The following is an 18,661-nucleotide window of genomic DNA, read 5'->3' on the forward strand; positions in this document are numbered from 1 at the left end:
ATCATTCCTCCTTGTCCGTGTTCTTGGAGTGGGTCAGCCTCATGACCACGGCCAAGGTGCCGAAGAGAAGCGCCGGCGACCAGAGATAGCTGAACAACGCGTGCTGGATGCTCTCCGAGCGCTTGGGCAGCGGCTCCTTGGGCACCTTGAGGAAGCCCAGAAGCTCGAAGGGCTGGTTGCTGATGTACAGCCAGCACGCGCCGCCAGCCTCGTGCTCGCCGTAAATGTGGTCGATGTAGCGGCTGGGCGCGTCGGCGATGCGCTGGCGGGCGAGCTTGAGCAGGGTCTCGCGCTTGCCGAAGGTGATGGCCTCCGTGGGGCAGATGGAGGCGCAGCCCGGCTTCTTGCCTTCCTTCAGGCGGTCGAAGCACAGGGTGCATTTCCGCACCTGCGGCGTCAGCGGGTTGTCATAGTCGTAGGCCGGTATTTCAAACGGACATGCCACCATGCAGTACCGGCAGCCGATGCAGCGCGTGACGTCGTAATGTACCGCCCCGTTCTCCTTCTTTGTCAGCGCCCCGGTAATGCAGGCGGAAACGCACGCGGCGTCCTGGCAATGCATGCACTGGACCTTCACGAACGAAGGGACAAGCTGGTTTCTCTCGTCGAGACTGCCGGTGTAATACCGGTTCACCACCGTGTACGACGTGTTCGTCGGGCGGCGCTTCTCGTCAAGCACGCGGAGGTCGTCAAAGCGGACCGCGGGTTCGGGGAGCGCGTTCACCTGGTTGCAGGCCAACTCGCACTTCCGGCACCCGATGCAGCGCGTTATGTCCACAAGGCAGCAGTAGGGGTCAGGCGGGGCCTTGGACTCCCAAGCGGACGCCGAATCCGGGGATACGGCAGCTCCAGCCAGGCCAAGCCCCACGGACTTGAGAAACTGCCGACGGTCGATGCTCATGCTCACCTCCTATACAGGCTACCGGGGTATCCCCGTGAATGAGGCGCTGGGTGTATTAATCTCAATACTACCCCCCCCTAGTGAAGACATGCAAGAAAAATTTCAACGGTGCCGCCAATGGTCAAAAATCACTGTCTGGGGGGGGGAATTTCTGGGCGTTCTGTGGTGGAGGCGACAATGAGGGAAGGCGGGGACCCGGGCGGGAAGCTGGGCAACCAGCCGCCGTGGGCCCCGCCTTCCGTCGGGGCGGCGCAAGGAGGCCGGGGGCAGCGCCCCGCCCTGCTGCGCCGTTTCGATTTACGACTGGCCTTCGCGCTTGAGTTCGGCCACCAGGTTGCGCAGGGTTTCGGCCTGCTCCGCCAGTTCGCGGATGGCGATGGTGGTCTGCTGCATACTCTGGGCGGTTTCGCCCGCGATGGCGTTGATCTGCTCCACGGCCTGGTTGATCTCCTCGCTGGCCGCGCTCTGCTCCTCCGCCGCGGTGGCGATGCTCTGCACCTGCAGCGCGGTGGACTCGCTCATGCGCAGGATGGCGTCCAGCGAAGCCCCGGACTGGCGCACCAGCTCCGTGGACTCGGCAATGGCGCGGGCGGCCTGCTCCATGCCCTGCACGTTCTTCTGCGACACCTCCTGCACGGCGCGCACGGTCTCGCCCACCTCCTTGGTGGCGTTCATGGTCTTTTCGGCCAGCTTGCGCACCTCGTCGGCCACCACGGCGAAGCCGCGGCCCGCGTCGCCCGCGCGCGCGGCTTCGATGGCGGCATTGAGCGCCAGCAGGTTGGTCTGATCCGCGATGTCGGTGATGACGTTCATGACCTGGCTGATGTCTTGTGCGCGGCGGCCCAGGGTGTCCATGTTGCCCTTGAGCTCCCCGGAGAGCGTGAGCAGGGCGTCCATGGCGGCCACGGACCGGCCCACCACGGCATTGCCCTCGACGGCCGTAGAGCGGGCCCCGTCCGCGCCTTCGGAGGCCTGGGTGGCGTTCTTGGCCACCTCAAGCACGGTGGCGTTCATCTCCTCCATGGCCGTGGCCGTCTCGGTGACGCGCTGCCGCTGCACATCGGTGGAGCGGCCGATGGCGTCCGCCTGGCCGGAAATCTCCTCGGACGCGGACGACAGGCGCTCCACCACGGCCTCCAGCTTCACGGCGGCGGCGAGCAGGCCCTCCTGCCGGGCCCGAATGGCCTGGGCGCGGGCCTCCTCGGCCTGGCGGGTGGCCTCCTCGGCGGCGCGGGCCTTGTCCTCGGCCTCGCGGGTCTTGGCCTCTATGGCGGCCATGTTGGTGCGCAGGGTGCCCACCATGGTGTTCAGCGCCCGCTCCAGGTGCGAGGTCTCGTCCTTTCCGACCACCTCAAGGCTGACGCCCAAATCCCCCCCGGCCACCTGCTCGGCCGCGCGGGTGGCCGCGGTGAGCGGATGCACGATGCTGCGGAAGATGAACAGGGACAACGGCAGCACCACAAGCAGCAGCAGCGCCAGCACCACCACGCCCACCATGGTGACGGCCGAGGCGACCATGCCGCCGATGGCGTCGCTGATGGCGGCCTTGTGCTCGTCGATGTTGTCGATGTACACCCCGGTGCCGATCCAGTATGGCGAGCCGGGAATCATGACAGCATAACTGAGCTTGGGCTGAATGCCCTTGCCGGGCTTTTCGAACACGTACTCCACAAAGCCGCCGCCGCCCGCCGCGGCCTTGGCCAGTTCGCGGATGAGGTACACGCCGTTCTTGTCCACCATGCCGCCCAGGTCCTTGCCCTGGTTCTCCGGCTTGACGGACATGGCCACGTTCACCGTGCCCTCGTAGACGAAGAAGTAGCCGGACTTGTCCGCCTCGAAGAGGATGGGGGCGGTGGCGCGACGGATGAGCGCAACCTTGTCGGCCACGGCCTCCACGCCCTTGAGCTCCTCGCCCAGGGCCAGGGCCAAAGCGTCCACGGAGAGCTTCAGCTTCTCCTTCTGCCCCTCCAACATGGCCTGCTGGGTCTGCTGGATGGCGAAGCCCTTGAGGTCGAGCATCTGGTAGAGGAAGATTCCACCGATGAGGCCGGAAAACAGCACCGAGACGCATATGAGCAAAATGATCCGCGCCCGAATGGTGATGTTGCGCATGGGGCAGCCCTCCTGTGTGCTGTTCAGCGCGTCCCGGTCCACGGCGGCGGGACGGGTTTCCACTGATAGGACTATAGGAGTGAAAGGGGGCAACGGCAACGGCTTTTGGCGGGGATTCGGCGGGCGGCGGAATTCCAACGGTGAGCGGCGCAGGGCCCGCCAATGCCAAGGGGAAACGGCGTTCACGGCGCGGAAATGGGCCGGGAGCCTCCGCGCTGGAAGCGGGAATGGGAGGGGCTGCGCGGGACGCAAGGGGCTTCCGGAAACGCGCACGCGCCGCCGAAAGCCCCTTGCCCGACCTAGGACTGGCCTTCGCGCTTGAGCTGGGCCACCAGGCTGCGCAGGGTCTCGGCCTGTTCGGCAAGCTCCCGGATGGCCTCTCCCGTCTGGCGCATTCCGTCCGAGGTCTCCCCGGCGATGACGTTGACCTGCTCCACGGACTGATTGATCTCCTCGCTGGCCGCGCTCTGCTCCTCCGCCGCGGTGGCGATGCTCTGCACCTGCAGCGCGGTGGTCTGGCTCATGCGCAGAATTTCATCCAGCGACACGCCGGACTTGCGCACCAGCTCGGTGGATTCGGAGATGGCCCTGGCGGCTTGCTCCATTCCGGCCACGTTCTGGCGCGAAACGTCCTGCACGGCGCGCACGGTCTCGCCCACCTCGCGGGTGGCGTTCATGGTCTTTTCGGCCAGCTTGCGCACCTCGTCGGCCACCACGGCGAACCCGCGCCCGGCGTCGCCCGCGCGCGCGGCCTCGATGGCGGCGTTGAGCGCCAGCAGGTTGGTCTGGTCCGCAATGTCGGTGATGACGGTCATGACCTGGCTGATGTCCTGGGCGCGGCGGCCAAGGGCGTCCATGTCGGCCTTGAGCTCCCCGGAGAGCGTCAGCAGGGCGTCCATGGCGGCCACGGACCGCGTGACCACGGCGTTGCCCTCCGTGGCGAGGGAGCGCGTGCCCTCCGCGCCCTCCGCGGCCTGGGTGGCGTTCTTGGCCACCTCAAGCACGGTGGCGTTCATCTCCTCCATGGCCGTGGCCGTCTCGGTGATGCGCTCGCGCTGGACATCGGTGGCGCGGGTTATGGTTTCCGCCTGACCGGAGATCTCCTCGGACGCGGACGACAGGCGCTCCACCACGGCCTCCAGCTTCACGGCGGCGGCGAGCAGGCCCTCCTGCCGGGCGCGAATGGCCTGAGCACGGGCCTCCTGGGCCTCGCGAGTGGCCTCCTCGGCGGCGCGGGCCTTGTCCTCGGCCTCGCGGGTCTTGGCCTCAATGGCGGCCATGTTGGTGCGCAGGGTGCCCACCATGGTGTTCAGCGCCAGCTCCAGGTTCGAGGTCTCGTCCTTTCCGGCCACCGCAAGGCTGACGTTCAGATCCCCTCCGGCCACCTGTTCGGCCGCGCGGGTGGCGGAGGTGAGCGGATGCACGATGCTGCGGAAGATGAGCACGGACAGCGGCAGCACCACAAGCAGCAGCAACGCCAGCACCACACCGCCAACCATGGCGACGGCGGAGGTGACCATGCCGCCGATGGCGCTGCTGATGGCGGCCTTGTGCTCGTCGATATTGTCGATGTACACCCCGGTGCCGATCCAGTACGGCGTGCCGGGAATCTGCTCCGCATAGCTGAGCTTGGGCTGAATGCCCTTGCCGGGCTTGTCGTACACGTACTCCACGAAGCCGCCGCCAGCGCCAGCGGCCTTGGCCAGCTCGGCCACGTAGGCTACGCCGTTCTTGTCCTTCACGCCCGAAAGGTCCTTGCCCGTGACTTCCGGCTTGATGGGCACCGTGACCACTGTGGTGCCCTCATAAATGAAAAAGTAGCCGGACTTGTCCTCCTCGAAGCGGATAGAGGCCACCAGCCTGCGCATGGTGTCGGCCACAAGCGGCTTGTCCTCGCGCAGGTCCTTGGCCACCTCGGAAAGGGTCATGGCCAGGGCGTGCACGGATAGTCTGAGCTTGTCCTTCTCTCCCGCCAGCATCACCTGCTGGGTCTGCCCCACGGCATAGTCGCGCACGCCAAGCAGCTGCTGCGTGAACGCACCGCCCACCAAGGCGGCGAAGAGCACGGCGATGACGATGAGCAGAACGATTCTTGCCTTGATGGTAAAATTGCGCATGAATGCCCCCTCTCCTGTGGTGGACACAAATGAATCCGCCCAAATGGGACGATTTTGCACGGCATAGCAGCGCGCGTCGACCAGCGCAATCGGTGCAGGTTTTTTTTCGGCTTCTGTTCTTGAAAACTATAGGAGGGAGCCGCTATTCACGGCAGTCGATATCGGCGCAGAGAATGCAGGAGCGGTTGTCGCGGTCCTTGTAGGCGGCGGAGATGGTGATGCAGCGGTTGCCAGAGGCCAGGGAGATGTAGGGCGCGGTGGTGTACTTGGGCAGACCCGCGCGCAGGGGCAGGTAGTATTCCTTGAGGGAATGGTCCGCGCCCAGGCGCGCGGGCTCGTAGATGAAGCGCTTGCGCTTGCGCAGCTTGGAGGGATTGCACACCGTGTCGGAGAGCTGCACGCCCCTGGCGCTCAACACGTACAGGCACTCGATGTGCTCATGCTCGTCGATGAAGCAGGTGAGGGCCTGGTCGAGCCCCACGGGGCCCAGCGCGGAGAGCCGCTCGCACATGGCGTGGACCAGGGCGTCGTGCCGGGCGTACAGCGCCTTCTGCGCCGCGAAATGCTCCGTGGCGTTGGCGCGGAACATGCGCGCCAGGTACTCGATGCGCTCGCCCATGGTCTCCGGGCACGGCATCCGCCCGCCCGGGCGGCCGAAGTAGAAGCCCTGGAACACGTCCACCCCGACCTCCAGCAGACGCAGGATGTCCTCCTGGCGCTCCACCCCTTCGGCCAGGGCCAGCGAGCCCAGGCGCGAGGCCATCTGCACGAAGCTCTTGACCACCTCCAGGCGCGTCATGTTGCCGTCCACGCCGGAAACCAGCGAGCGGTCGAGCTTGAGCACATCGGGCTTGAGCAGGGGAATGCGGTCCAGGTTGGAGTGGCCCGCGCCCACATCGTCCAGGGCGATAAGAAAGCCGCTCTTGCGGGAGCGGGTCACGAACTCGGCCAAGGCGGCGGTGTCGCGCGCGCGGGACTCCACGATCTCGATAAGCACGTTGTTCGGGTTGACGCCATGCTCCTTGACCACGCGCAGCAGATAGCTGGAGCGCGCCACCTCGGAGTCGATGGCATGCCCGTCCACGTTGAGGGAAAGGATGAGGTCGCGGTGCTGCCGGTGAATGGGCGCAAAGGCCTCCAAGGCCTTCTTGCGGCACAGGCGGTCCAGCTCCAGAAGCCGCCCGGCCTTGTGGGCCATGCGGAACAGCTCCTGGGGGGGAATGTCCTCGCCCGGGGCGGTGCAGCGGGAAAGCGCCTCCAGCCCGAGCAGGGCCTTGCGCTTGATGGACACCAGGGAGTGGAAGGCCGTTCCCACCCACTCGCGCTCGATGATCTCATGGATCGAGATGGCTTCCGCTGTGTTTTCCATAGTGATGGGCCAGACTAAAGCAAAAGACGGACCACCGCTACAACCGCCTGTTTTGTAAGCAGTTCGCCTCAAGGCCCTTGGCGCATCGCCCGTGATGTGTACATTTTTGTCCACCCGGAACAGCAACCTATACAGAAATGCGCAACACGCGAAATTTGCTGATACGTAAAAAAACCTGTTGACAGGGCGGCCCGGCGCGGGTAGATGCTCACCCCATGAACGCCTCTTCCGCCAATACCACCAGCTTCTCCTTTAGCCAGTACTGGTATTATTGGTTTAGCCGCGCCTGCGGCCTGGGAGAGGTGTGTTGACGGAGACAGGACGTTAACCAAAGCCTCTTCTGGAAGGGCCGCGGGCGAAAGCCGGCGGCCCTTCTTTTGTCTCCACCGCCGGCAACGCTCTACAGGTCTTGATGAACGGGGCGCAACCCAGACGACAAGGAGCAGGCCATGCACATCGGGAAAGCGATCAGGCTGGAGCGCATTTTCAACCGCGACACCAAACGCACCATCATCGTGCCCATGGACCACGGCACCACGGTGGGCCCCATCGCCGGAATCGTGGACATGCGCGAGGCCGTGGGGGCCATTGTGGAAGGCGGGGCCAACGCCGTGCTTATGCACAAGGGCCTTGTGCGCTGCGGCCACCGCAGCCAGGGCAAAGACATCGGCCTCATCGTCCACCTCTCCGCCTCCACCACCCTCTCCCCCTTCCCCAACGCCAAGACCCTCGTCGGAACCGTCGAAGACGCCGTCCGCCTCGGCGCGGACGCCGTGAGCGTGCATGTGAACCTGGGCGACGAGTCCGAGGCCAAGATGCTCACCGATTTCGGCCAGGTGACGAGCACCGCCCAGAGCTGGGGCATCCCGGTGCTGGCCATGGTCTATGCGCGCGGCCCCAAGGTGCGCAGCGAATTCGATCCCGAGATCGTGGCCCACTGCGCCCGCGTGGGCGTGGAGCTTGGCGCGGACGTGGTCAAGGTGCCCTACACCGGCGACGTGGACACCTTCGGCCATGTGGTGGACGCCTGCTGCGTGCCCGTGGTCATTGCCGGCGGGCCCAAGCTCGACAGCACCAGGGCCTTCCTCCAGATGGTGCAGGACTCCATCAAGGCTGGCGGCAGCGGCCTTTCCGTGGGTCGCAACGTGTTCCAGCACAAGAACCCCGCCCTGCTCTGCCAGGCGCTGTCCAAGGTGGTGCACGAGGACGTGGACGTGGACGTGGCGCTTGCCATGCTGGAAGGCAAGGAATAGGCGCGCGGACCATGAAAACCATCATCTTCAAGGCCATACCATTCCAGAAAAAGCTGGTGACCCTGGCGCTGGAAAGCGGGGTGGACGCCGTGCTCACCGAGTCCGCCAAGGCCGACGCCGTGCGTGCGCTCGGCCGGGTCACCGTGCTCACCCCGGACGAGCTGCCCACCTTCGCGCTGGGCTCCAAGGCCGACGAGGAGACCGCAGCAGCAGCCCTGGCCGCAGCGCAGAAAAACGGCGGCATGGTCTCCCTGGCCAAGGGCTGGGAGATCATCCCGGTGGAGAACATCCTGGCCCAGGCTTCCGGCCTGGCGCTGGAGTGCGAGAGCCTGGACCGCGCGATCCTGGCCGCGGGCATCCTGGAGCGCGGGGCCGACGCCGTGGTGGTGCTGCCCGAGGCCGCAGGGGAGCTCAAGGCCATCGTGGCCGAGCTCAAGCTCTCGCAGGGAACGCTGGCCCTCCAGCGCGCCGTGGTGACGGACATCGCCCCGGCCGGCCTGGGCCACCGGGTCTGCGTGGACACCATCTCCATGCTCCGGCGCGGCCAGGGAATGCTGGTGGGCAACTCCAGCGCCTTCACCTTCCTGGTCCACGCGGAGACGGAATCCAATCCCTACGTGGCGGCCCGGCCCTTCCGGGTCAACGCGGGCGCGGTGCACGCCTATGCCGTGCTCCCCGGCGACAAGACCTGCTACCTGGAGGAACTCTCCGCCGGACGCGAGGTACTCATCGTGGGCGCCGACGGCAAGACCAGCCTGGCCACGGTGGGCCGGGTCAAAGTCGAGGTCCGGCCCATGCTCCGGATCACGGCCAAGGTCTCCACGCCCGACGGCGGCGAGGCCACGGGTCAGGTGTTCCTGCAGAACGCGGAGACCATACGCGTCACCGGGGCCGACGGCGCGCCCATCAGCGTGGTGTCGCTCAAGCCCGGCGACGAGATCCTCTGCCGCACCGACGTGGCCGGACGGCACTTCGGAATGCGCATCACAGAAGACATCAAGGAAGGGTAGCGCCATGAGCGACGAGCCACGCGACGGCGCAAACGCGCCCCCCCCGGACCTGGCCGCCCTGCGCGCGGAAATCGACCGCCTGGACGACGGCATCGTGGACCTGCTGAACCGCCGGGCTTCCGTGAGCATCGGCGTGGGCCGGGCCAAGAAGGACTCCCCGGACACCGTGTTCAAGCCCTTCCGCGAGAAGGAAGTGATGGACCGGTTGGCCACGCAGAACCCCGGGCCCCTGCCGGAAAGCCATCTGCAGGCCATCTACCGCGAGATCATGTCCAGCTCGCGCCGACTCCAACGCCCGGAGCGGGTGGTGTACCTGGGGCCGGAGGGCACCTTCAGCTACTTCGCGGGACTGGAGTACATGGGCAGAAGCGCGGAACTTTCGCCCAAGGCCACCTTCGAGGAGATCTTCCGCGCCGTGGCCGACGGCGAGGCCGAACTCGGCGTCATCCCGCTGGAGAACTCGCTGCAGGGCACCGTGGGCCAGGTGGTGGACCTGTTCATGCTCTTCCCGGTGTACATCCAGGCCGAGCTCTTCTGCCGCATCACCCACTGCCTGATGGGCAAGGCCGACTTCCCGGCCGACGTGAAGGAAATCCACTCCCACCCGCAGCCCCTGGACCAATGCCAGAACTGGCTCAAAAACAACATGCCCGGCCGCACCCTGGTGCCGGAAAACAGCACGGCCGCGGCGGCGGAGATCGCCGCCCAGCGCGGACCGGAGGTGGCCACCGTGGGGCACATCCGCCTGGCGGACCGCTACGGCCTGAACATCCTGGCCGCGCACATAGAGGACATGCCCGACAACTGGACGCGGTTTCTGGTCATCGGCCCGCGGGTGAGCGAGGGCGGCAACCGCGACAAGACCTCGCTTCTGTTCACCGTGCCGGACAAGCCCGGCGCCCTGGCCGAGGTGCTGAACACCTTCGCGGGCAGGGCCATCAACATCACCAAGCTGGAAAGCCGCCCCCTGCGCGGCGAGAAGTGGAAGTACGTGTTCTTCACGGACCTGGAGTGCGACCTCTCGCGCATGGAGTATGACAGCTTCCTCACCGACCTGCGGGAGAAGTGCCACACCCTGCGCATCCTGGGCTCCTACCCCACGGGGCCGCACCTGGACGCCGGGGGCCGCCGGTGAGCGCGACAACGCCCATACAGGTGGAGGCGCCCCCCTCCAAGTCCGCCTCGCACCGGGCGCTCATCTGCGCCGCCCTGGCAAGGGGGGAAAGCCGCCTCTCCGGGGTGCTGGAAAGCCAGGACACCACCCGCACCATGGGCTGCCTGGCCGCCTGCGGGGCCGCCTTCCGCCGCGAGGCCCAAGGCGAGTTTTTGGTGCGCGGCATGGCGGACGGCCCGCGCGGCGGAAGCCAGGACGCCCCGGCCGACCTCAATGTCGGGGAGTCCGGCACCACCTGCCGCCTGCTGGCCGGGGTGGCCGCGGCCGGGCGCGGGCATTTCCGCATCCACGGCGAGGGGCGGATGCACCAGCGCCCCCTGGGCGAGCCCGCCCGCGCGCTGGCAGGCCAGGGCGTGAGCTTCCGCTTCGAGGAACAGCAGGGCTTCCCGCCGGTGGTCATCGAAACCTCCGGCCTGCCCGGCGGCCAGGTGGAGGTGCGCCTGGAGGAGAGCAGCCAGTACCTTTCGGGCATCCTGCTGGCCGCGCCGCTGGCCAAAAAACCCATGACCATCGCCCTCGGCGGGACCAAGGCCGTATCCTGGCCGTACGTGTCCCTCACCCTGCAGGCCATGGCCGACTTCGGCGCGCCCGCCGTGGTGGAGGCGCTTGGCGACAACGGCTTCGCCCCGGTGGACCACGCCAGCGTGGCCAGCGCCGAGCCCGGCAGGCTGCGGTTCCGCGTCATGCCCGCCGCCTACAAGCCCCGCGCGCTGCGCGTGGAGGGCGACTGGAGCAACGCCTCCTACTTCCTGGCCGCCGGGGCCGTGGGCAAACGCCCGGTGCGCGTCCGCGGCCTGCGGCGCGACTCCCTCCAGGGCGACCGCGCCATCCTGGACATCCTTCAGGCCATGGGCGCGCGCGTGGAGTGGGACGAGAACGGCGTCACCATCTCGCCCGCGCCGCTTGCGGGCGTCAGCGTGGACATGGGCGCCTGCCCGGACCTTGCGCCCACCGTGGCCGTGGCCGCCTGTTTCGCCACCGGCCCCACCACCATCACCAACGTGGCGCACCTGCGCATCAAGGAAAGCGACCGCCTGGAGGCCCTCGCCCAGGAGATCGCCAAGACCGGCTGCGCCACGGCCACCACGGACGACAGCCTGACCATCACCCCGGCCCCGCTCCAGCAGGGGCAGGCGGTGGAGTTCGCCACACGCTCCGACCACCGGCTGGTCATGGGCCCGGCGCTCTTCTCCCTGGCCGGGCTCAAGGTCTCCTTCGACAATCCGGCGTGCGTGGCCAAGAGCTTCCCCGGCTTCTGGGACGCCTTCGGCCCCGTGCTGGCCGGTCAGGAGGGCTAGGGCGATGGGGTTTGCCGCAATCAAGACCATCGCCATCGTAGGCGCGCGCGGCCAGATGGGCGCGCTCTTCGTGCGCAGCTTCCACAAGGCCGGGTACGCCGTCACCACCCTTGACCGCCCCTACCGGCCCGACGGCACGGACGACGCCATTCGCGCCGCCGTGGCCGGGGCCGACATGGTGCTTATTTCCGTGCCGGTGACCGCCACCCGCGAGGTGGCCCAGGCGCTGGCCCCGCACATGTTGCCCGGCGCCGTGCTCTGCGACGTGTGCTCGGTGAAGGTGAACCCGCTTTCCCAGATGCTGGAGGCGTACCCCGGCCCGGTGGTGGGCACGCATCCGCTCTTCGGCCCGGTGATTCCCGAAGGCTTCGAGCCGCGCGTGGCCGTGTGCCCCGGCCGGGGCCAGGGCGCGGCCGAGGCTGTCGCCGGGGTGTTCGCGCGGGCGGGCTTCGCCCCCTTCGACAGCACGGCCGAGGAACACGACCGGGCCATGGCCGTCATGCAGGGGCTCAACTTCATCACCACCGTGGCCTACCTGGCCGCCGCCCGGCAGACCCCCGGCATCGAGAAATACCGCGTGCCCTCCTTCGAGCGCAGGCTGGAGGCGGCGCGCAAGATGCTCACCCAGGACCGCGAGCTCTTCCAGCTCATCGCCGAGGACAACCCCTTTTTGCAGGAGACCGTGCGCCAGTTCACGGCCTACCTGGACATCGCCGCCGGGGGCGACCTGGACCTGCTCTCCGCCAGGGCCTCCTGGTGGTGGCGCGACACGGCATAGGGACGCGGCTTTCGCCAGACGGCGAGAAGTGACGACGAAGTGTTGGCCGCGTCCCAGGTGGGGAGCGGCCTTTTTTATGCAAGAAAACCGGAGGGATCATGGATATTCGCCTGAAGCATTACGGGAAATGGCTCCCGGCCGATGTGCAGACGCCCATCAGCCTCTACCTGGGCCTGGTGGGCGACGCGCCAGGCATTCTGCTGGAAAGCGCGGAGGTGGACGGCCGCCTGGGCCGCCACAGCCTCATCGCCTGGGACTTCCGCCTTGTGGCGGAGCCCGTGGACGGCAGACTCGGGCTGGACATCCGCGACCCGCGCCTGGAGCCTCTGCGCGCGCTGGAGGGCCTGGACTACATGGAGGGCGTGCGCCAGCTCCTCAAAAGCGTGGACATCGAGCAGCCGCCCTTGAAAGAGCCCCTGCCCGCCCTCACCCGCGCCCTGCTGGGCTACCTGGGCTACAGCGTGGGCGGAATGCTGGAGCCCAAGCTCACCCGCTGCCTGCCCCCGGCCGAGGCCGAGGCGCGGCTGGTGCTGCCCGGCCAGGTGGTGCTCTACGACCACCTGCGCCACCGCTGCTGCTACCTGTCGCTGGACGAACACGGCGGCGACGGCCGCGGCGGCCCCAAGCCCGCCAAGCTGGGCGCGGCCGGAGGCTTCGAACTCTCCGCCCAGGAGCCCACGGCCACGCCCGGGCGCGAGGAATACACGGACATGGTGCGCGAGGCCAAGCGCCTCATCACCGAGGGCGAAGGCATCCAGCTGGTGTTCTCGGTGCGCTTCTCCACGCCCTTTGCGGGCGAGACCTTCGGCGTGTACAGAAGGCTCAGGCAGGCCAACCCCTCGCCCTTCATGTTCTTCATGCGCTTCGAGAACGAGACCGTGCTGGGCAGCTCGCCGGAGATGATGGTCACCTGCCAGGCGGGCAGGCTGGAGGTGCGGCCCATCGCGGGCACGCGGCCGCGCGGCGGCACCGAGGCCCAGGACGCGGCCTTCGAGCAGGAGCTTCTGGCCGATCCCAAGGAGCGGGCCGAGCATGTGATGCTGGTGGACCTGGGCAGGAACGACCTGGGGCGCATCGCCACGCCGGGCAGCGTGGAGGTGGCCAAGTTCATGCGGGTGGAGCGCTTCTCCCACGTCATGCACCTGACCAGCTACGTGGAGGCCGACCTGCGCGAGGGGCTGGACGCCATCGACGTGCTCCAGTCCACCTTCCCGGCGGGCACGGTTGCGGGCGCGCCCAAGATCTGGGCCATGGAGACCATAGCCCGGGTGGAGCAGCAGCCGCGCGGCCCCTACGCCGGGGCCATGGGCTGGCTGGGCCTGGGCCGGGGCACGGTCAACCTGGGCACGGGCATCACCATCCGCAGCATGTGGCTGCGCGACGGGGTGATGCACTGGCAGGCCGGGGCCGGGCTGGTGTACGACTCCGACCCGGAGAAGGAATGGCAGGAATGCAACAACAAGGCCCGCGTGATCAAAGAGATTCTCTCCTCCAAGGGGGTTGGCGATGTTTTTGCTGATCGATAACTTCGACTCCTTCACCTTCAACCTGGTGCAGGCCTTCCAGCAGCTGGGGGCTGATCCCGTGGTGCTGCGCAACGACCGCGACGAACTCCTCGATCCGGCGTTTGTGGCGGGGCTTTCGCGCGTGGTGCTCTCCCCCGGCCCCAGCCGCCCGGAAAACGCTGGCAACAGCCTCAAGTTCCTGGCCCTGCTGGAAAAGACCGGCATGAAGGTGCCGGTGCTGGGCGTGTGCCTGGGCCACCAGACCCTGGGCTGCTTCGCCGGGGCCTCGGTGGTGCGGGCGGAGCGCATCATGCACGGCAAGACGAGCCTGGTGGAACACGACGGCACGGACGTGTTCGCCGGGCTCCCGAACCCCTTCGAGGTCTGCCGCTACCACTCCCTCATCGTGCTGGCCCACGAGGCCCCGGACCGGCTGCGGGTGACGGCCAAGACCGCCGAGGGCGAGGTCATGGGCATGACCTACACCGACCGCCCCTGGAGCGGCGTGCAATTCCACCCGGAATCCATACTCACCCCGGACGGGCCCAAGCTGCTCGCCAACTTCCTGGCCAAGGCCAGGGCCTAAGGGAGGCATGATGACCATGGATCTGCGCGACATTCTGGACGCCCTGGGCAACCGGGCGGACCTCACCGGGGAACAGGCGGCCTTCGCCTTCCAGCAGCTTTTCGAGGGGTTGCTCACACCGGCCCAGGCCGGGGCGCTGCTCATGGGCCTGCGGGCCAAGGGCGAAACCCCGGTGGAGCTGGCGGAGGCCGCCCGCGCCGGGCTGGCCAAGGCCCGACTGGTCACGGGCCTGCCCACGGACAAGCCCGTGCTCGACATCGTGGGCACCGGGGGCGACCGCACCTCCAGCTTCAACTGCTCCACGGCCGTGTCGCTGTACCTGGCGGCCCTGGGCCACCGGGTGGTGAAGCACGGCAACCGGGCGGTGTCGTCCTCCAGCGGCAGCGCCGACGCCCTGGAGGGCCTGGGCCTGCCCCTCTCCACCCCGCCGGACAAGGTGGCGGCGGAGCTGGCGAAATCGAACTTCGTGTTCCTGTTCGCGCCCAACTACCACCCGGCGTTCGCGCACATAGCCCCCGTGCGGCGCGAACTGGGCGTGCGCACGCTCTTCAACATGATGGGCCCGCTGCTGAACCCGGCGCGCCCCAGCCACCAGCTCCTGGGCGTGGGCCAGCCAGCCGCCCTGCCGCTGATGGCCGAGACCCTGGCCCGCACCGCGCCGGAGGTCACGGCGCTGGTGATCCACGGCTCCGCCGGGGCCATGGCCGGCTTCGACGAGCTGACCCCCTTCGGCCCCACCATGGGCTTCGAAGTGGCTGGCGGCAAAACCGCGCCCTTCCGCCTGGACGCGGCGCAGTACGGCCTGGCGGGGTTCTCGCCCCAGGACGTGCGCGTGGCCGACAAGGCCGCCGCCCTGGCCGCCATCAAGGCCGTGCTGACGGGCAAGGGCAACCCGGCCATGCAGGCCATGACCGCGCTGAACCTGGGCGCGGCGCTCATGCTGGCCACGGGCAGGCCCATGGAGTTCTGCATGGCCGAGGCGCGGGCCGCCGTGGCCGACGGCGCGGCCAGGGAGTTCGTCCATGACTAGCCAGGGAACGCGGATGCTGGCCCGCTTCCGCGAGGCGCAGCTGCCGGGCATTGCGCGCCTGCGGGCGCTGGCGGCGGCGGACAAGCTGCCCGAGCCCCTGTCCTTCCCCGACCGGGAGGGGCGGCCCGCCTTCTCCCGCGCCCTGCGCGCGGCCGGAAGCCCCGCCGTCATCGCGGAATACAAGCGCGCCTCGCCTTCGCGCGGGGTCATCCGCCTGGATCTCTCCCCGCAGGACGTGGCGCGCATGTACGCGCAGAACAACGCCGGTGCCATCTCCGTGCTTACGGAGGAAGCCCACTTCCAGGGCAGCCTGGACTCTCTGGCCCGGATGGCCTTTGCCGGGCTTCCCTTGCTGCGCAAGGACTTCCTCATCGACCCCGTGCAGGTGCTGGAGACCGCCGCCACGCCCGCTTCGGCGCTGCTGCTCATCATGCGCATGTTCGAGGGCGCGGACCAGGTGCGCGAGATGCGCGAGCTGGCCCGCGAGCACGGCCTGGAGGCCGTGTGCGAGGTCTTCGACGAGGCCGACCTGGACATGGCGCGCTGGGCGGGCGCGGAAATCATCCAGGTGAACAACCGCGATCTGGACACCCTTGAAACCAGTCTGGACGTGTCGCGGCGGCTGGTGCGCACGCGCGGGGCGGGCGAGCTGTGGATCAGCGCCAGCGGGCTTTCCGCGCCAGAGCAGGTGGCCGAGATGGGCGACCTGGGCTTCGACGCCGTGCTGGTGGGCACCTCGCTCATGAGCCAGGCCGACCCCGGCGCGGCGCTTCGCGCCCTGGCCCAGGTGGGCAGGGACCGCAAGGCCGCCCGCGAGGCCGAGCGCCATGCGCGGCATGAGGCGGCCGGGCGCGGCGGGGGGAACCGCTGATGGACCGCCCGCTGGTCAAGGTCTGCGGCCAGACGAGCCGCGAGGGCGCGGAGCTGTGCGCGCGCCTGGGGGCCCACATGCTGGGCTTCATCTTCCACCCGGCCAGCCCGCGCAACGTGGGCCCGGAACTCCCGGCGTCGCTTTCCCTGCCGGGCGTGCTCAAGGTGGGGGTGTTCGTGCGCCAGACCCTGGCCGAAACCCTGGAGCTGCTGCGGGCCGGGCGGCTGCACGCGGCCCAGCTGCACGGAGGCCAGGATGTGGCCTTCTGCCGCGCCCTGGCCCAGGTGCTGGGGCCGGAACGCGTGCTCAAGGTCGTCTGGCCAGAACGGGCCGCCAACCAGGACGCCTTCCAGGCGGAACTCGACGCCTTCGCCCCGGTCTGCGGCCGCTTCCTGGCCGATGCGGGCGCTGGCGGCGGCGGGCATGGCCGGGGCGTCGACGACCGGGCCGCCGCGCTGCTTGAGGCGGCGCGCTTCCCCAGGCCCTGGCTGCTGGCCGGAGGCCTGGGGCCGGAGAGCATCGGCCCGGCGCTCTTGCGCTTTGGCCCCGGCCACGGCCCCATAGGCATAGACATCAACTCCGGCGTGGAGTCCGCGCCGGGGGTCAAGGACGAAACACTGCTGCGCAGGGCCTTCTCCGCCGTGGACGCCCTGCACGCGGCCCAACAACAATAACGAGGTGATTGCCGTGAAGAAAGGCTATTTCGGCGACTTCGGAGGGCAGTTCGTGCCCGAGCTGCTCATGCCGCCCCTGCTTGAACTTGAGGAGGCCATGGAGCGCATCCTGCCCTCGCCCGAGTTCCAGGACGAACTTGCGGACATTCTGGCAAACTTCGTGGGGCGGCCCACCGCGCTGACCTTCTGCCCCAACCTCTCGGCCAAGCTCGGCCTGAACCTCTGGCTCAAGCGCGAGGACCTGGCCCACGGCGGCGCGCACAAGATCAACAACACCATAGGCCAGGCCCTCTTGGCCAAGAAGCTGGGCAAGACGCGGCTTCTGGCCGAAACCGGCGCGGGCCAACACGGCGTGGCCACGGCCCTGGCCGCAGCGCGCCTGGGGCTTGAGTGCACCATCTACATGGGCGCCACGGACGTGGAGCGCCAGAGCCTCAACGTGCGCCGCATGAAGCTCTTCGGGGCCGAGGTGGTGAGCGTGGAGTCCGGCACCAAGACCCTCAAGGACGCCATCAACGCCGCCCTGCGCGCCTGGATAGCCGACCAGAAAACCACGCACTACAGCTTCGGCACCGCGGCCGGGCCGCACCCCTTCCCCCTGCTCGTGCGCGAGCTGCAGGCCGTCATCAGCCGCGAGGCGCGCGCGCAGTTCCTGGCCCAGGCGGGCAGGCTGCCCGACTGCGTGGTGGCCTGCGTGGGCGGCGGCTCCAACGCCATCGGCGCGTTCCACGAGTTCGTGCCCGACGCGGGCGTCAAACTTGTGGGCGTGGAGGCCGGGGGCTCCGGCGCGCCCGGCGACTGGCACTCCGCCCCGCTCTCCAAGGAGGGCACGCCCGGCGTGCTGCACGGAATGCACACCCAGCTCATCCAGACGCCCGAGGGCCAGATCCTGCCCTCGCACTCCATCGCCCCGGGCCTGGACTACCCCGGCGTGGGGCCGGAGCACGCGGCCTACCAGGCCAGCGGCCGCGCCACCTACGTGTGCGTCAACGACGACGTGGCCCTGGACGCCTTCCTGGAGCTCTCGCGGCACGAGGGCATCATGCCCGCGCTGGAGAGCTCCCACGCCCTGGGCTGGGTGCTCAAGAACGCGCAGGCCCTGCCCCCCGGCTCCCATGTCATGGTCTGCCTGTCCGGACGCGGCGACAAGGACCTGGACATCGTCAACGACTATCTCTCGCGCAAGGCATAGGAACGCACGCCATGAGCACCGACATCCTCACCAAACGCATCGCGGCCGCCCGCGCGGCTGGCCGCCTGGCCCTCGTCCCCTTCCTGCCCGCGGGCTACCCGGACAAACAGCGCTTCTGGGACGAAATCGACGCGCTGGACGCCTCGGGCGCGGACGTCATCGAAATCGGAATGCCCTTCTCCGACCCCGTGGCCGACGGCCCCGTGGTGGAACATGCCTCGCTCCAATGCCTGGAGGCCGGGGTGAATCTCAAGTGGGTCCTGGCCGAACTGGCCGCGCGCAAGGGCCGCTACACGGCCGGGCTGGTCCTGATGGGCTACCTGAACCCGGTGTTGCAGTATGGGCTGGCCGCCTTCGCCCGCGACGCCGCCAGCGCCGGGGTCCACGGCGTCATCCTGGCCGACGTGCCCTTCGAGGAGAGCGGCCTCATCCGCCAGGCCCTGGAGCCGGAAGGGCTGGCGCTCATCCCGCTGGTGGGACTGAACACCCTGCCCGGGCGCATGGCCCTGTACGCAAGCCAGGCGCGCGGCTTCGCCTACTTCGTGTCCGTGCTGGGCACCACGGGTGTGCGCAGCCAATTCGACACCGGCCTGCCGCCGGAGGTGCGCGAAGGCCTGGCTCGCGCCAAAGAGGCCTTCGCCGTGCCCGTGGCCCTGGGCTTCGGCCTCAAGCACCCGGACCAGCTGAAGGAACTCGACGGACTGGTGGACGCGGCCGTGTTCGGCAGCGCCCTCATCCGGCACATCGCCCAGGGCGGCGACTCCGCCGGGTTCATGAAGGTATGGAAATAG

The 18,661-nt window shown here is 68.6% G+C and carries 16 protein-coding genes; 12 read left to right on the plus strand and 4 right to left on the minus strand.

Annotation, left to right across the window (positions count from 1 at the left end; genetic code table 11):
- Position 1: 1 nt before the first annotated feature.
- The 4 genes from CHB73_RS11000 to CHB73_RS11015 form a co-directional block, all read right to left on the minus strand.
- On the minus strand, positions 2-901 hold the full coding sequence (locus tag CHB73_RS11000; protein WP_089274616.1) for a 4Fe-4S dicluster domain-containing protein: 900 nt from the start codon (positions 899-901) through the stop codon (positions 2-4).
- A 297-nt stretch (positions 902-1,198) separates the two neighbouring features.
- Positions 1,199-3,013: a methyl-accepting chemotaxis protein gene (locus CHB73_RS11005; protein ID WP_089274617.1), complete on the minus strand. Its 1,815-nt coding sequence runs from the start codon at positions 3,011-3,013 to the stop codon at positions 1,199-1,201.
- Between the two features lie 299 nt (positions 3,014-3,312).
- Positions 3,313-5,130 carry a methyl-accepting chemotaxis protein gene (locus CHB73_RS11010; RefSeq protein WP_089274618.1) on the minus strand — a complete coding sequence of 606 codons (1,818 nt, stop codon included), beginning with the start codon at positions 5,128-5,130 and terminating at the stop codon, positions 3,313-3,315.
- 142 nt (positions 5,131-5,272) lie between these two features.
- Entirely contained in the window at positions 5,273-6,499 is a 1,227-nt protein-coding gene (locus tag CHB73_RS11015) for an EAL domain-containing protein (RefSeq protein WP_089274619.1), read from the minus strand.
- A 449-nt stretch (positions 6,500-6,948) separates the two neighbouring features.
- On the opposite strand from CHB73_RS11015, the gene CHB73_RS11020 reads away from it, so the two are divergent.
- The 12 genes from CHB73_RS11020 (at position 6,949) to trpA (ending at position 18,661) form a co-directional block, all read left to right on the plus strand.
- A complete protein-coding gene (locus CHB73_RS11020; protein ID WP_089274620.1) occupies positions 6,949-7,752 on the plus strand; it encodes a 2-amino-3,7-dideoxy-D-threo-hept-6-ulosonate synthase in 804 nt (267 codons plus the stop codon).
- Between the two features lie 11 nt (positions 7,753-7,763).
- The gene (locus CHB73_RS11025) at positions 7,764-8,762 is read left to right on the plus strand and encodes a 3-dehydroquinate synthase II family protein (RefSeq protein WP_089274621.1); all 999 of its coding nucleotides are present in this window, start codon (positions 7,764-7,766) and stop codon (positions 8,760-8,762) included.
- Between the two features lie 4 nt (positions 8,763-8,766).
- On the plus strand, positions 8,767-9,897 hold the full coding sequence (gene pheA, locus CHB73_RS11030; protein WP_089274622.1) for a prephenate dehydratase: 1,131 nt from the start codon (positions 8,767-8,769) through the stop codon (positions 9,895-9,897).
- Entirely contained in the window at positions 9,894-11,234 is a 1,341-nt protein-coding gene (gene aroA, locus CHB73_RS11035) for a 3-phosphoshikimate 1-carboxyvinyltransferase (RefSeq protein WP_179217004.1), read from the plus strand. Before pheA ends, aroA begins: the two co-directional genes overlap by 4 nt.
- A gap of 4 nt (positions 11,235-11,238) precedes the next feature.
- The gene (locus CHB73_RS11040) at positions 11,239-12,012 is read left to right on the plus strand and encodes a prephenate dehydrogenase/arogenate dehydrogenase family protein (RefSeq protein ID WP_089274623.1); all 774 of its coding nucleotides are present in this window, start codon (positions 11,239-11,241) and stop codon (positions 12,010-12,012) included.
- 98 nt (positions 12,013-12,110) lie between these two features.
- Positions 12,111-13,538, plus strand: a complete 1,428-nt coding sequence (locus tag CHB73_RS11045) for an anthranilate synthase component I family protein (RefSeq protein ID WP_089274624.1) — start codon at positions 12,111-12,113, stop codon at positions 13,536-13,538.
- Entirely contained in the window at positions 13,519-14,103 is a 585-nt protein-coding gene (locus CHB73_RS11050) for an anthranilate synthase component II (RefSeq protein ID WP_089274682.1), read from the plus strand. The genes CHB73_RS11045 and CHB73_RS11050 overlap by 20 nt, the downstream gene beginning before the upstream one ends.
- Before the next feature lie 7 nt (positions 14,104-14,110).
- Positions 14,111-15,133 carry an anthranilate phosphoribosyltransferase gene (gene trpD / locus CHB73_RS11055; protein WP_327438378.1) on the plus strand — a complete coding sequence of 341 codons (1,023 nt, stop codon included), beginning with the start codon at positions 14,111-14,113 and terminating at the stop codon, positions 15,131-15,133.
- A gap of 13 nt (positions 15,134-15,146) precedes the next feature.
- Positions 15,147-16,004, plus strand: coding sequence for an indole-3-glycerol-phosphate synthase (locus tag CHB73_RS11060; RefSeq protein WP_089274626.1), 858 nt, complete (start codon positions 15,147-15,149; stop codon positions 16,002-16,004).
- Positions 16,004-16,678, plus strand: coding sequence for a phosphoribosylanthranilate isomerase (locus tag CHB73_RS11065; RefSeq protein ID WP_179217005.1), 675 nt, complete (start codon positions 16,004-16,006; stop codon positions 16,676-16,678). The genes CHB73_RS11060 and CHB73_RS11065 overlap by 1 nt, the downstream gene beginning before the upstream one ends.
- Positions 16,679-16,691: 13 nt before the next feature.
- Entirely contained in the window at positions 16,692-17,870 is a 1,179-nt protein-coding gene (trpB, locus tag CHB73_RS11070; protein WP_179217006.1) for a tryptophan synthase subunit beta, read from the plus strand.
- A gap of 11 nt (positions 17,871-17,881) precedes the next feature.
- The gene (gene trpA / locus CHB73_RS11075; protein WP_089274628.1) at positions 17,882-18,661 is read left to right on the plus strand and encodes a tryptophan synthase subunit alpha; all 780 of its coding nucleotides are present in this window, start codon (positions 17,882-17,884) and stop codon (positions 18,659-18,661) included.

Origin of the sequence: Humidesulfovibrio mexicanus (assembly GCF_900188225.1) — a bacterium.
Classification (GTDB): domain Bacteria; phylum Desulfobacterota; class Desulfovibrionia; order Desulfovibrionales; family Desulfovibrionaceae; genus Humidesulfovibrio; species Humidesulfovibrio mexicanus.